This is a genomic window from Mesorhizobium sp. WSM1386 (assembly GCF_055901595.1).
Genome location: NZ_CM148373.1, coordinates 3,048,943 through 3,061,766, shown reverse-complemented (window position 1 = coordinate 3,061,766; position 12,824 = coordinate 3,048,943). Strand labels below are relative to the sequence as shown.

12 protein-coding genes are annotated in these 12,824 nt (G+C 60.0%); 8 read left to right on the top strand and 4 right to left on the bottom strand.

Annotation, left to right across the window (positions count from 1 at the left end; translation table 11 throughout):
• Positions 1-59: 59 nt before the first annotated feature.
• Positions 60-887, bottom strand: a complete 828-nt coding sequence (minC, locus tag AC0NIH_RS15005) for a septum site-determining protein MinC (protein ID WP_473465571.1) — start codon at positions 885-887, stop codon at positions 60-62.
• 439 nt (positions 888-1,326) lie between these two features.
• On the opposite strand from minC, the gene AC0NIH_RS15000 reads away from it, so the two are divergent.
• The 8 genes from AC0NIH_RS15000 (at position 1,327) to AC0NIH_RS14965 (ending at position 11,452) form a co-directional block, all read left to right on the top strand.
• A complete protein-coding gene (locus AC0NIH_RS15000) occupies positions 1,327-2,964 on the top strand; it encodes a methyl-accepting chemotaxis protein (RefSeq protein ID WP_473465574.1) in 1,638 nt (545 codons plus the stop codon).
• Positions 2,965-2,987: 23 nt separating this feature from the next.
• Positions 2,988-3,455, top strand: a complete 468-nt coding sequence (locus AC0NIH_RS14995) for a chemotaxis protein CheW (protein WP_287272985.1) — start codon at positions 2,988-2,990, stop codon at positions 3,453-3,455.
• Positions 3,452-4,693: a CheR family methyltransferase gene (locus AC0NIH_RS14990; protein ID WP_473465577.1), complete on the top strand. Its 1,242-nt coding sequence runs from the start codon at positions 3,452-3,454 to the stop codon at positions 4,691-4,693. The genes AC0NIH_RS14995 and AC0NIH_RS14990 overlap by 4 nt, the downstream gene beginning before the upstream one ends.
• Positions 4,693-5,397: a chemotaxis protein CheW gene (locus AC0NIH_RS14985; RefSeq protein WP_023768936.1), complete on the top strand. Its 705-nt coding sequence runs from the start codon at positions 4,693-4,695 to the stop codon at positions 5,395-5,397. Before AC0NIH_RS14990 ends, AC0NIH_RS14985 begins: the two co-directional genes overlap by 1 nt.
• On the top strand, positions 5,394-7,667 hold the full coding sequence (locus AC0NIH_RS14980) for a hybrid sensor histidine kinase/response regulator (protein ID WP_473465579.1): 2,274 nt from the start codon (positions 5,394-5,396) through the stop codon (positions 7,665-7,667). Before AC0NIH_RS14985 ends, AC0NIH_RS14980 begins: the two co-directional genes overlap by 4 nt.
• A 22-nt stretch (positions 7,668-7,689) precedes the next feature.
• Entirely contained in the window at positions 7,690-8,709 is a 1,020-nt protein-coding gene (gene cheB, locus AC0NIH_RS14975) for a chemotaxis-specific protein-glutamate methyltransferase CheB (protein WP_473465582.1), read from the top strand.
• Between the two features lie 64 nt (positions 8,710-8,773).
• Positions 8,774-9,727, top strand: coding sequence for a PleD family two-component system response regulator (locus AC0NIH_RS14970; protein ID WP_352709747.1), 954 nt, complete (start codon positions 8,774-8,776; stop codon positions 9,725-9,727).
• A 765-nt stretch (positions 9,728-10,492) separates the two neighbouring features.
• The gene (locus AC0NIH_RS14965; RefSeq protein WP_473465585.1) at positions 10,493-11,452 is read left to right on the top strand and encodes a DMT family transporter; all 960 of its coding nucleotides are present in this window, start codon (positions 10,493-10,495) and stop codon (positions 11,450-11,452) included.
• Between the two features lie 100 nt (positions 11,453-11,552).
• On the opposite strand, the gene AC0NIH_RS14960 is transcribed toward AC0NIH_RS14965, so the two are convergent.
• From AC0NIH_RS14960 to AC0NIH_RS14950, 3 genes are all read right to left on the bottom strand, one after another.
• Positions 11,553-11,702: a hypothetical protein gene (locus AC0NIH_RS14960; protein WP_352709751.1), complete on the bottom strand. Its 150-nt coding sequence runs from the start codon at positions 11,700-11,702 to the stop codon at positions 11,553-11,555.
• Positions 11,699-12,028: a DUF2934 domain-containing protein gene (locus AC0NIH_RS14955; protein WP_473465587.1), complete on the bottom strand. Its 330-nt coding sequence runs from the start codon at positions 12,026-12,028 to the stop codon at positions 11,699-11,701. The genes AC0NIH_RS14960 and AC0NIH_RS14955 overlap by 4 nt, the downstream gene beginning before the upstream one ends.
• Before the next feature lie 103 nt (positions 12,029-12,131).
• Positions 12,132-12,719 (bottom strand): BA14K family protein, encoded by a 588-nt coding sequence (locus AC0NIH_RS14950; RefSeq protein ID WP_473465590.1) that lies wholly within the window; start codon positions 12,717-12,719, stop codon positions 12,132-12,134.
• Positions 12,720-12,824: the final 105 nt, after the last annotated feature.

Below are 12,824 nucleotides of genomic sequence, written 5' to 3'. Positions count from 1 at the left end.
TCCGTTGTTATCGTTTGTTATCCCGGGCCGGCTTGCCGGCCTTTGTCTCAGTCAGCGCTTTAGCTCAATGTCTCGACACGCAGGCCCTCGCCGTCGAGGAAGGCCTGCACCGGCTTCCCGCGCGACACCCCTTCCATCTCCTCGGCGGTGATGTACCAGCCGTCGACCGACAAAAGCTCGGCCTCGTTGCGGCGGCAGAAGATGCGCGCGGCTGTGTTTCCGAGTGCGCCTGCCGAAGCGCGCCCGCGCAGCGTGCCGTAGACATGGATCGAGCCGGCGGCGACGATCTCCGAACCGGACGCGACCGAGCCCAGCACGATGACATCGCCATGCGCATGCATGATCGCCTGGCCGGAGCGGATCGGCGCCTTGATCATCAGCGTACCCGAATCGTAATGCGAAACCTGCGGCTCGCTTTCATCGGTCTTGCTTGCGCCAGCCTTGCCTTTGGCCGCGGCACCTGTGTCCGCACGGTCGTCCATGCGGTGGTCCGGCGCCCTGCCCTCGGCCTTGCCTTCCCTACCGGAACCCTCTTGCCCGCCCTTGCGGCCCGGCAGCAGCCCATCCGTCGTCGCCTCCTTGGCGCCGACCAGCAAAGGCGGCAGTTCGGCGCCGAGCGAAGCTCCTTCCAACTCGATGGCATAGATGCGAATGCCGCGCGTACCAAGCTCCGCCACCAGCGCCGCGATCTCGCTCGGCTGCGGCTTCAGCACATTCAAATCCAGCAGCACCGGCCGCCCGGCAAAATAGCCCGGCGAGTTGCCGATCCAATGATCCAGCCCCTGCAGCCACTCCACCATGGGCGCTTCCGGGGTCAAGGTGAAAGCGACGAAAGAACGAGCTCGAAAGCGAATGGATTTGGCCTCGAGGGGAGCGGCAAAGGTCACGGCTGGCGAATCCTTACTGAGAGGTAAACGCTAGCGAGGGAATGGTTAACGAATGGTTAATGAGGGGGTGGCAGCTTGGCTGCTGTGCGAGAAATTGGACAACCGGCTAAACGCCAGTTGCGGCTGCTACCCGGCGACGCACTGAATGTCTTGATAGGGGCCGCAAGCGGGAGGTCGGCTTCGAGCATCGAGCTGGCTTAAAGAGTCATTCAACTCGTGGCCTCAAGTAGCTCATCGACGCTTTTGCGTGGACGGCAGTCGTCCTTTGACCACCGCTTCTGGCGGCGCCGATTGGCGAGCCGCCTCGCCATCATTAGCCATGGAACGGAAAAGAAACCATTCAGCATCAGACTACCTCTTTTCGACGCACCTTTTTCGAACACGTCGGAACGAGCGCTTGTCGCGCAGCCCACGATGCCCCCATTGGTGAATCGGATCCATGAAGAGTCTGACAATACGCCACCGCATCCTCGTCAGTTTCGCTGCCGTTCTGGTGGTCATGTCCGTGATCGCCGCCATCGCGTACGCATGGTTTCTTCAGGCGGGGCAGCAGGCGACTGAGGTCGAGAAGGGCATCCTTCCAGACCTCTATCACAGCACCGCGATCATGATGGGCCAGATGACGGCCCATAGTCTGCTTCAGGAATACGCCCTTCAGGACAACCCATCGGATAGAAGCACGCTTGAAAGCGCGATCACGACCAATCGCGACCAAGTGCAGCGGTCGATGGACGACTATGAAGCAACAATCGTCTCCGACATCGACAAGCAGAATTATGCAGTCGTAAAAGAACTCGCCAACCAATTTCGTCTGGCTGAAACTGCTGTGCTGGACACAAGCCGGGCTGCCTTGTCGAAAGGTGAAACTCTCAATGAAAGCCCGGCCATCAAGAACACCGTAGAGCCGATCTTTGTAAAATTGCAGTCCGCTCTGCAGGCCATGGTTGAGGATCACAGAGGCGAGGCAAACAGCGCGACGCAGCAGATCAGCTCGATCGTTAGAACGGCCGAAGTCGGTTTGAGCGTTGGCTTGTTGATAGCCCTAGGGCTAGCCCTTCTTTTGGGTTACCAGCTGTTTCGCGCCATTACAGGTCCGCTCACCCGTTTGGTCGACGCGGTTCAATTGATGCGGCAAGGCGACTTCAGCGAACGCCTCGATCTGAGGCGCCGAGACGAATTCAGCGTGCTTGCCGACGGCTTCAACGCAATGGCGGACGATCTCACAACCCTCATTGGTCAGGTTCAAAGGTCCAGCATACAGGTCGGCACGTCGATAACTGAGATCGCCGCCACCTCCAAGCAACAACAGGCAACTGCGACTGAAATCGCAGCGACCACGACAGAAATCCGCGCGACAGCCAAGGAAATCTCCGCCACATCAAACGAGCTCGTCCGCACGATGAACGAGGTCTCGACAGTTGCCGAGCAAACGGCTGCCGTCGCCGGCGGAGGGCAAGCGGGGCTAACCCGTATGGAAGAAACCATGCAGCAGGTCATGGAAGCGGCCGGTGCGATCAATTCCAAACTCGCGATCTTGAGTGAGAAAGCCGGCAGCATCAATCAGGTGGTGACGACCATAACCAAAGTCGCCGATCAGACGAATCTGTTGTCGCTCAATGCTTCCATCGAGGCGGAGAAGGCAGGCCAATACGGCCGGGGCTTTGCAGTGGTGGCGACGGAAATCCGAAGGCTCGCGGACCAGACCGCTGTCTCCACCTACGATATCGAGCAGATGGTCAAGGACATCCAGTCGGCAGTCGCGGCCGGAGTGATGGGCATGGACAAGTTTTCCGAGCAGGTCCGCCGGGGGATGCAGGAAATCCAGCAGGTCGGCGGGCAACTCTTCGAGATCATTCAGCAGGTTCAGGGGCTGGTGCCACGTTTTGAAGTCGCCAATGAAGGCATGCAAGCGCAGGCGACCGGCGCGGGGCAGATCAGCGACACGCTAACCCAGCTGAGTGAGGCAGCTCAACAAACGGTCGAATCCCTTCAGCAATCGACGCTCGCGATCGACGAGCTCAATCAAGTCTCAGGCGGCATGCGAAGTAGCATTTCGAGGTTCAAGCTGAGAGCCTAGCGAGCCGGCAGTAGGAGGTGACAATGCTATTCCTCGCCTTCAGCATGGGTCCGGATCGATACTTGATCGATGTCCACCAAATTGAAGAGGTTCTGCCCTATATCGATGTGAAAGTTCTTCCGGGTGCGCCAACTGGTGTGGTGGGTTTGGTCAGCTATAACGGAATACCCATCCCCCTGATCGATGTTACTCTTCTTGCGCTTGGCCGACCATCGGAGCGCCTATTGAGCACCCGGATCGTTGTGACGCGCTATCCGGCGCATGATGGCGAGCAACGCCTACTGGGGCTGATCGCGGAACGGGTGACGGATACGCTTGAGCGAGACCCTGCCGATTTCGCGCCGTTCGGCCTTGAACCAGGAACCCCGCCCTATCTTGGGCCGGTGGCTTCCGATGGTTCCGAGATCATTCAGTGGGTCAAAGTGGAAGCGCTGCTTTCGGAAGAGATTCGTACCGCTTTGCTCCGCCAGGCCGCAATAGGTGATCAATGACCGGCGCAATAGAAAAGCTCCTGACGGAAACCATTGGACTGGACAGTGCCAGCGTTGGTCCGACAGTGGTTCGTCAGGCGGTCAGAGACCGGATGGCAGCCTGCCGGATAACCAACCCTCAGGCCTATAGGGAACACTTGGTCGGTTCCTCGCAGGAGCTGCAGGAGCTGATCAATGCGGTGGTGATCCCAGAGACCTGGTTCTTTCGCGACCGAGAAGCGTTCACGATGCTGGCGCGGCATGCGCGCGTGCACAAGCCTGCTCAGCCGATAAGAGTCCTAAGCCTGCCATGTTCAACGGGCGAAGAGGCTTATTCGGTCGCCATGGCCATGTTCGATGGCGGCTTTGAGGCGCACGAGTTCAAGATCGATGGCGTGGACGTCAGCAGCCGCAATATCGCGACGGCTGAACGCGCCATCTATGGGCGCAATTCGTTTCGCGGCAGCCATCTCGAATTCAAGGATCGCTATTTCGAAGCTGCCGAGGGCGGGTTGCGGCCTATTGCTGGGGTGCTGAAACAAGTTCGGTTCAGGGTAGGAAACCTGTTCGGTTCTCGCGCGTCTTTCGGGCAAGAGGTCTATGACATCCTGCTTTGCCGCAATTTGCTGATCTATTTCAATCGAGAGCTGCAGGATCGCGCATTGATCTGCACGAAGGACCTGCTGGCCAAAGACGGACTTCTTCTGGTCGGTCCGGCGGAAGCAGCTCTTCCAAGGTTGCATGGCTTTATTTCCGCTGAATGGCCATTGGCCTTTGCCTTTCTGAAATCGGAGCCCGTCAAGACCACGGCGCCGAAAGTTTCGGCCGCCGTCCCGGTACGGACGCCGACTCCGAAGGTCAACAAGAGCGAGCCTCTTCTTCCGTTCCGACCGACAATTGGCAATGAAGGCCGTGGGCAGGCTCCGGCCAAGCCGCTTGCACAGGCCTCGGAAAGCCTCATCGCGGTTGAACGGATCGCCAATGCAGGACGGGTAAAGGAGGCACAGGAGGTCGCCCTGGCGCATCTCAAGGAGTTCGGTCCTTCCGCGGAAATCTTCTACCTGCTGGGCCTCGTCCAGGATGCGGATGGTTCTGCACCCGAAGCCGCGCAAAGTTATCGCAAGGCGCTCTATCTCGCGCCAAATCATCGAGAAGCTCTTGTCCATCTGGCCTTGCTGCTTAGCAAGCAAGGCGACCACAACGGCGCCGAGGCGCTGGCCGGCCGACTGGGTCGGGTCCAGAAAAGGAGCGGCAGCTGATGGCGGCTTCGACAAGGATCGCTCAGCCGGTGGAGGAGATTGAAATCGACGACTGCTGGCGGCAAATAGGCGTACGGGGTGACAAGTCATGTCCGCTACTGGAGCAGCATCTCCACTGCAGGAATTGCCCGACCTACAAGAAGATTGCACGACGCCTCCTTGACCGTGCAGCGCCCTCGGCATATCGCGACGAATGGCCTGATAACGCTGGTCGTGCAGGGATCGACTCGGCAGACAGCGACGCGCTGGAGACGGCCGTTCTCTTCCGTTTGGGGGAGGAATGGCTGGCACTTCCGGTCGGTATTTTTCATGAAGTGGCTGAATCTCGTCGCGTTCATTCAGTTCCACATCGCAGGAACAGTGCACTGCTCGGTATTGCGAATGTCCGTGGTGAATTGCTCATTTGCCTGTCCCTGGCCGAATTGCTCGGGATAGACGAGCGCAAGGAGGGGGAACAAGGCACGCGAACCAAGGTATTTCGCCGCCTAGTCGTGGTAGGCGAGCGCGACAAACGGGTTGCTTTTACGGTTGACGAGATCCACGGCTTACATCGGTACCAGGAACGCGACACTCTCGCTGTTCCGGCCATGATTGGCAAGGCACTGTCGGCCGCTACGGTTGGCGTGCTGCCATGGCAGGGACGAGCCGTAGGCTGTCTCGATCCACGACAACTGCTCACGATGCTGGATCGGAGCATCGCATGACAGATGAAGACTTCAGCCAGGTTTCGATGCTCAGCCTCTTCCAGGCCGAACTGGAGACGCAGTCACAGGCTCTAACCTCTGGGCTTCTGGCACTCGAACGCGATCCTATCGCCGCCGATGCCTTGGACGCATGCATGCGTGCCGCGCATTCCCTGAAAGGGGCTGCCCGCATCATCGACCTGATGCCTGCGGTCAAAGTTGCAAATGCGATGGAAGACTGCCTGGTCGCCGCGCAACGTGGGCATCTGAGGGTGCGACGGGAGCATATAGATGCGCTTCTGCAAGGCTCTGACCTTTTGAAATTGATCGCATCGGGATCATCGAGCGAGAGCGCCAACTCAGAAGTCGAAACCTTTCTCGCGAAGTTCGAGGAATTGTCCCTCCCCGAGGCAAAGCCCGGGCCCCAAGATTCTGCAGCTGATTTCGCAACTCCAAATCATCCCCAGGAGCAACTGGCGACGACCTCTTCAGCGAACCTCCTCGTTGGGGCGGTACCGCAAGCCGACGGCAGCATCGGCTCTGATAGAATGGTTCGGGTGACGGCAGACAGCCTGAACCGATTGCTCGGGTTGGCTGGCGAGTCGCTGATGGAAGCTCGGCGGCTCAGGCCATTCGCTGACGGGCTGTTACGGCTGAAGCGACTTCAATCGGACCTCGCAAGTGCCTTCGACAATCTTCATGCAGTGCTGCCGCCGGTTTCAAACGATGCGGCGGTGGTGGAGGCGCTGGCTGAAGCGCAGCGGAAGCTTCGGTTGAGCCAAGCGTTCCTGGCGGAGCGTCTCGATGAATTGGATTCAGTGGATCGGAAAGCGACCGATCTTGCCAACAGATTGTACGACGAAACGTTGGCGAGCCGGATGCGGCCTTTTGAGGACGGCGTGCGACACTATGCGAGAACGATCCGCGACCTCGGTCGTACCCTTGGCAAGCGGGTGCGACTGGAGATCGTAGGCGGCTCGACCGGCATCGACCGCGATATCCTCGAGCAGCTCGATGCCCCTTTGGGGCATCTTCTGCGCAACGCTGTAGACCATGGGCTTGAACCGCCTGACGAGCGCCTCGCGATGGGGAAACCCGAAGAGGGGCTCATCAGGCTCGAAGCGAGGCATAATGCCGGGCTGCTGCAGATAGCCGTGGTGGACGACGGCAGGGGGATCGAGCTCTCGAAGCTGCGCGAGACTGTCGTCGCCCGGCAGCTTGCAACCAGGGAAAGTGCTGACACACTCAGCGAAACCGAATTGCTCGCATTCCTGTTTCTGCCAGGCTTCTCGATGAAAGCGGGCCTTACCGACGTCTCCGGTCGCGGTGTGGGGCTCGATGCAGTGCAAGCCATGACGAAGCAGGTCCGGGGAGTCGCAAGCGTCTCCTCAGAATTTGGGCACGGAACCCGATTTCAACTGCAATTGCCGCTGACGTTGTCGGTCCTGCGCACACTGCTCGTCGATGTCGATGGAGAGCCCTATGCTTTTCCACTCGCTGCCATTTCCAAGACTTTGAAACTGCAGCGGACCGAGATCAATGTCCTGCAGGGCCGGCCGCATTTTCGATTAAACGATCGACAGATCGGGCTGGTCACCGCGCGCGAGGTGCTGGATCGAGGTGAGCCCGGATCGGAACCGGACGAACTCTCGGTCGTCATCGTTGATGCGGGTCGAGGCGATGCATACGGCCTGATCGTTGACCGTTTTCTCGGGGAACGCGAGTTGGTGATCAGACCTCTCGATCCACGGTTTGCCAAGATCAAGGACATTAGCGCAGCAGCCCTGATGGAAGACGGTTCGCCTGTTCTGATCTTCGACGTCGACGATCTGATCCGATCGGTGGAAAAGCTTGCGTCGTCAAGCGGATTTCGAGCTCTTCGGCGCGCCGCGGGCAGTCCCGAACCGAGCAGGCGCAAGCGCGTGCTCGTGATTGACGATTCACTGACGGTTCGCGAACTCCAGCGCAAGATGCTGGGCAATTACGGTTATGAGGTCCAAGTGGCGGTCGACGGTATGGACGGGTGGAATGCCGTCCGGTCTGGTCCTTTCGATCTCGTCCTCACCGACATCGACATGCCTCGCATGGATGGCATCGAGCTGGTGAGTTTGATCAGAAAGGACGCTCATCTCAAGAACACACCCATCATGATCGTTTCGTACAAGGATCGGGAAGAAGATCGCGCGCGCGGGCTCGACGCAGGTGCGGACTATTACCTGACCAAGAGTAGCTTTCAGGACGAGGCCCTGATTCATGCCGTCGTGGACATGATTGGCGAGGCGGCTGAATGAGATCGAAATTGGAAGCCAACGAATGAGAATCGGCGTAGTCAACGACATGCCGATGGCGGTTGAGCTTCTGCGCCGGCTGGTCCTGTCGACCGGCGAACATCAGGTCGCATGGATCGCGACCAATGGGCGTGAGGCGGTCGAGGTCTGCAGACGTGATCTGCCGGATCTGATACTCATGGATCTAGCGATGCCAGAGATGGACGGCGTGGAAGCGACCCGCAGAATCATGGCGGAAACCCCGTGCTCAATCTTGCTGGTGACCGCTAGTATCGAAGCCAACCTCGCCGGTGTCTACGAAGCAATGGGTCATGGCGCGCTCGACGCGGTCGATATTCCGTCAGTAGGCATCCAAGGTAACGCGTCCTCGCAATCCGCACGGCTTCTAACGAACAAGATTGCGACGATCGGCAAGCTGATCGGTGATGCGCCGGCCAAGACAAAAAAGCGGATGTCACGTGACGCTGAGCCGACACCTCGACGCCTAATTGCAATCGGTGCCTCCGCGGGCGGGCCCGCCGCCGTTGCCGCAGTCCTGAGCGCGTTTCCCGTTGATTTTGGTAGCGCGATCGTGCTCGTCCAGCATCTCGATGCTCAGTTCGTGCCAGGGCTTACTGATTGGCTGGGACAGCATACGCCTCTCCCGATCCGTCCGGCGCGGGAAAAGGATAGTCCTCAAGCGGGCACTGTTCTCGTAGCCAGTTCTGCGGATCATCTGGTTTTCAAGTCAGCTCAGCAACTTGGCTATACGCCCAGCCCCAAGGACAATGTTTATCGGCCGTCGGTAGATGTGTTCTTCGAGAGTGCGGCGCAATGGTGGCCTGGCTCGGTGATTGGTGTCCTGCTCACCGGCATGGGCAGGGATGGTGCGCGCGGGCTAAGACAGCTCCGTGACAAGGGGCATCTCACGATCGCGCAGGATAGAGCAACCAGTGCCGTCTACGGCATGCCGAAGGCCGCCGCCGACATCGGCGCGGCTGTTGATATTCTTCCTTTGAGTGCGATCGGCTCACGTATAATCGAAGCCTGCGAGCGCTCCACGTGAAAGGGCTCGTCCGATGACGCAAGAACCAGAGCTAGTCCCGCCACTCGCAGATAACTATTCATCCATGGTTCTGCTCATCGATGATCAGATCATGGTTTGCGAGGCGGTCAGGCGCGCTCTAGCCAACGAGCCAGATATTTCCTTACACTTCTGCACCGACCCGTTGAGAGCGATGACGGTCGCGGATGAGGTAAAGCCAACCGTTATCCTGCAGGATCTCGTCATGCCCGGTGTCGACGGGCTGCATCTGGTGCGAGAATACAGGAAGCATGCGTCGACACGCGCGGTCCCAGTCATTGTGCTGTCGAGCAAGGAAGATCCGGCCACCAAGGGCGAAGCCTTCGCTGTGGGAGCGAACGACTATCTCGTCAAACTGCCGGATCGTATCGAGCTGATTGCACGTATTCGATATCACACGCGGGCCTATCTGGATCACGTCCAGCGAGACGCGGCATACCGAGCGCTAAGAGAAAGCCAGCGACAGCTGATCAGTGCAAATCTCGAGCTTGAACGTCTGACGCGGATCGATGGCCTGACGGGTCTCGGCAACAGGCGCTATTTTGATGAATATTTGGCGGCTGAATGGAAGCGCGCTTTTCGCGCACAGTCCCCATTGTCGCTGTTGATGATTGATGCGGACAACTTCAAACGATACAATGATACCTATGGCCACATGGCCGGCGATGAGGTGCTCAAGCAAATCGCCCGCGTAATCCAGAGCGGTTCCGGGCGCTCCACCGACCTCGCTGCGCGGTACGGAGGCGAAGAGTTCGTGGTCGTGCTGGTCGACACTTTGTTGGAACAATCCAGTGCGATCGCAGAGCGGCTCGTCCAGGGCGTGCGGGAGTTGAACATACCCCACGGCCCGGACCGTGTGACCATCAGCGTCGGCGTTGCAACAGCGGTGCCCACCGCGGACGAGACGCCAAATGATTTCGTCAATGCCGCCGATTTGGCTCTGTTTCGTGCCAAATCGGAAGGACGAAATCGTGTTGCGCTTCATATATCCCGCAGCTAGAGACGCTCAAAGCACCTCCGAAGTGCGGGTGCGTAATTTTGAGCTAGGATGGGCCCAGAGCGGCACTCGATTTAGTAGGAGCCGGACAACAGGCTTGACGACTAGTTAGCCAAACGATTGGGAATGTCGGCGACAGTGAAGCGTGCTGCCTTGCTCACTCTCGGCTGAAGATCGAGCTCGTCGCTGATGACCGCTGGGCGTCGGTTCTAGGTGCAACGCACCGATTAGCCTGTTCGCTCGAATTTCCGCTTCTGGGATTCCCCTGGGGCTAGCTCAACGACTGACTTGGGGCGCAAAGCCGGCATTGTACTCAGCGGAGATAACCAGTCGCAGCAGGATGGTCCGTCACCATCGCGACAGCCAGAGACAAGCACGAAATCACGCCTCAATGCCGCTTGAAGTACTGCTCATGCTTCTCCCCGCCCCTCCGTATCGAACGTCCCCAGATTCCGCCTTTTCCCGGTCTTCTCATCCTTCTTGCGCGAATAAAGCCGGTATTTTCCACCCTTCAGTTTGCGGATCATCTCGCTCTCCCGATTAGGGCTGATCAGGATTTAGCGCGCTTTCTGGCCTTGAGGCTGCAGGCGGCTTGTTCGATTGCCGCTACGGTCGTCGCATCACCCTCGCGGGAAGAACCTTCCTGCTCCATCGAAAGACATATGGCGGCCGTGAGCAGATTCCTTTTCGGCCTTTCAAAACGGATGCACGACCCAACGACGCAAGCTATATTGCCCCCGTCGGGCGTCATCCAAGGGGAGGCATGACATGCAGGCAATGCCGATAGCGCATCACGCCGCGCAACCCGTGGCCGGCCCCGTATCCTCCCTGGCCGGCTATCCGGCCGCCGTCCTGTGCTGGCTGCTTTCGGCCGGTGTCTATATCGCGGCCAAATGGGTGGCGCCTGAAATGCCGCCCTGGGGCCTCTGCTTCTGGCGGCTGACGCTTGCCTGCGCCATCCTGCTGCCGATCGTGCACCGTCATCACGACGCGATGATCGGGCTTTTGCGAACGCGCGCCGTGGAGGTCGTCGCCGTGGGGGCGATCGGCCTCACGCTGTGCCAGGGTATGATCTACCACGGCCTCAACGACACCGATGCCACCACGGCCGGCATCATCATGGCGCTGTCGCCCGTCATGACGATGGTGCTCGCCCGTTTCGTGCTTGGCGAACCGCTCGGACTGTGGAAGTCGCTGGGCGCGCTGGTCGCGCTTGCCGGGATGATTTTCATCGTTGCCCACGGCAACCTGACGGCGCTGCTGCAACTCAAGGTCAACGCCGGCGAGTTGTGGATCGTCGGCAGCGCGTTCTGCTGGGGCCTCTACACCGTGCTTTTGCGCCGTGCCAAATTCGGCATCGAACTCCTGCCGATGGTCGTGCTGCTGCTTGGCGCCGGTGCGCTGGTCGCCTTGCCTTTCCATGTGTGGGAATTGTTCAACGACGAACGCTCCGCCATGGATGTCGACAGCCTTCTCGCGCTCGCCTATCTGGCGGGTCCCGGCGGCGCCTTGATGTACTATCTCTACAACAAGAGCGTGGAAACGCTCGGCGCGAGCCGGGCGAGCATGCTGCTCTATTTGCAGACGGTGTTCGTGGCCATGCTCGCCTATCTGCTGCTCGGCGAGGGCTTGCACGATTACGATCTGGTCGGTGCTGCCTTCATTGTCGCCGGCATCGTACTCGCCACCGTGGTCAAATCCAGGCCAGCTCAACCCCGCGTGGCGTAGAAATCCTGACGGGATCGGACGCAAAGCCGCCTTTGTATTCAGCGGAAGTAACCGGTCTCAGTAGCGTGTGGTCACCGTCGTGACAGCCATCAGCACCCCTTCAATGCCGCTTGAAATACTGCACCTCGCGCTCGTGCTTCTCCGCGGCCTCGCGCGTTTCGAACGTGCCAAGGTTCCGCCGCTTGCCCGTCTTCTCATCCTTCTTGCGCGAATAAAGCCGGTATCTTCCGTCCTTGAGTTTCCTGATCATTTCGCCTGGCCCTCCTGAGGCGTGCGCCGCCTTTTGAGACTGCGGGCGGCTTGTTCGATTGCCGCGCGGTCGTTGCCCAGGCGGTCGATCAGTTCCTGTGCCTCGTCGCCCGATATGCCGGTGCGCACCGCCAGTTCCTCGACCGTCAGCACGTCGGCACTGGCGATCTCGCGCGGCAACGCGTCACCGGCCGTCAGCGGCAGTGCCGCCTCGCGGTCGATCTCGGCTTCGGCCCGGTGCCAGTGATCCTCCGGATCGCCGCCGCATTCACGCTGCCAGATCTGGTATGCGCGCTGCTGGATCTTCTCGTGCCGGTCGTCATCCATGGTCGTTCCTCCTCTGGGCATTGAGGCCGATCCGAACGATCCCAGAAATCGCGCGGTCGCAATCGCTCCCGGCGGCCTTCGTCGTGCGCCAGGCCGCTGCCGGCTACTCGCATTGCCGTCTCGGCCCGCCGGAATAGGGTTGGTAGCTGTTGTCTTCCGGCCGGTAGGAGCGGTAACGGCTGAAGCAGGAGGCAACATGGTCGTCATCGCCGGCGGCCGCGTAGGCGCCCAGCCCCGGGCCCTCGGCATAGCTGGCCTCGGCGGCGGGCGGCGCGGTGCGGTCGGCGGCGAGATAGGGTGAGACGCAGGTGCGCTGCTGCCCGCTATAGGACATGTAGCTGTTGTCATCGGGATTGTAGGAGCGGTAGCGGTTGGCGCACCAGGCGAGATGCGGCGGCGGCAGTTCGGCCGGCGCGATGGCGCCAGTGACGGTGGGATCTGGCTGCTGCTTGGCTGGTTCCTTGGCGGCGATGTCGGCAGGCGCGGGCTGCTCGGCCGGCACCCGTTCGAGGTTCTGTGCCGCCTTGTCCACCGGCCGCGCCTTCTTGGTCCACAGTTCCGCCACGCTGACGGTGGGCCTTGCCTCGCGCGCCGGCTTGGCGGCGAGCAGCCAGGCTGCGAAAACCAACCCGCTGCCGAACACCGCAAGGGTCAGCACGAAGCCGCAGACCAGTCCCAAAAATGCTTTCACGCCACGCTCCTTGCGCCCCTGCTAATAGAATGCGGGACGTCAAGGCTTGTTCCAGAAAAGCACGCGCGGCAGGCGCATCGCTGATTGGCCGCTGGAGAAGGAATG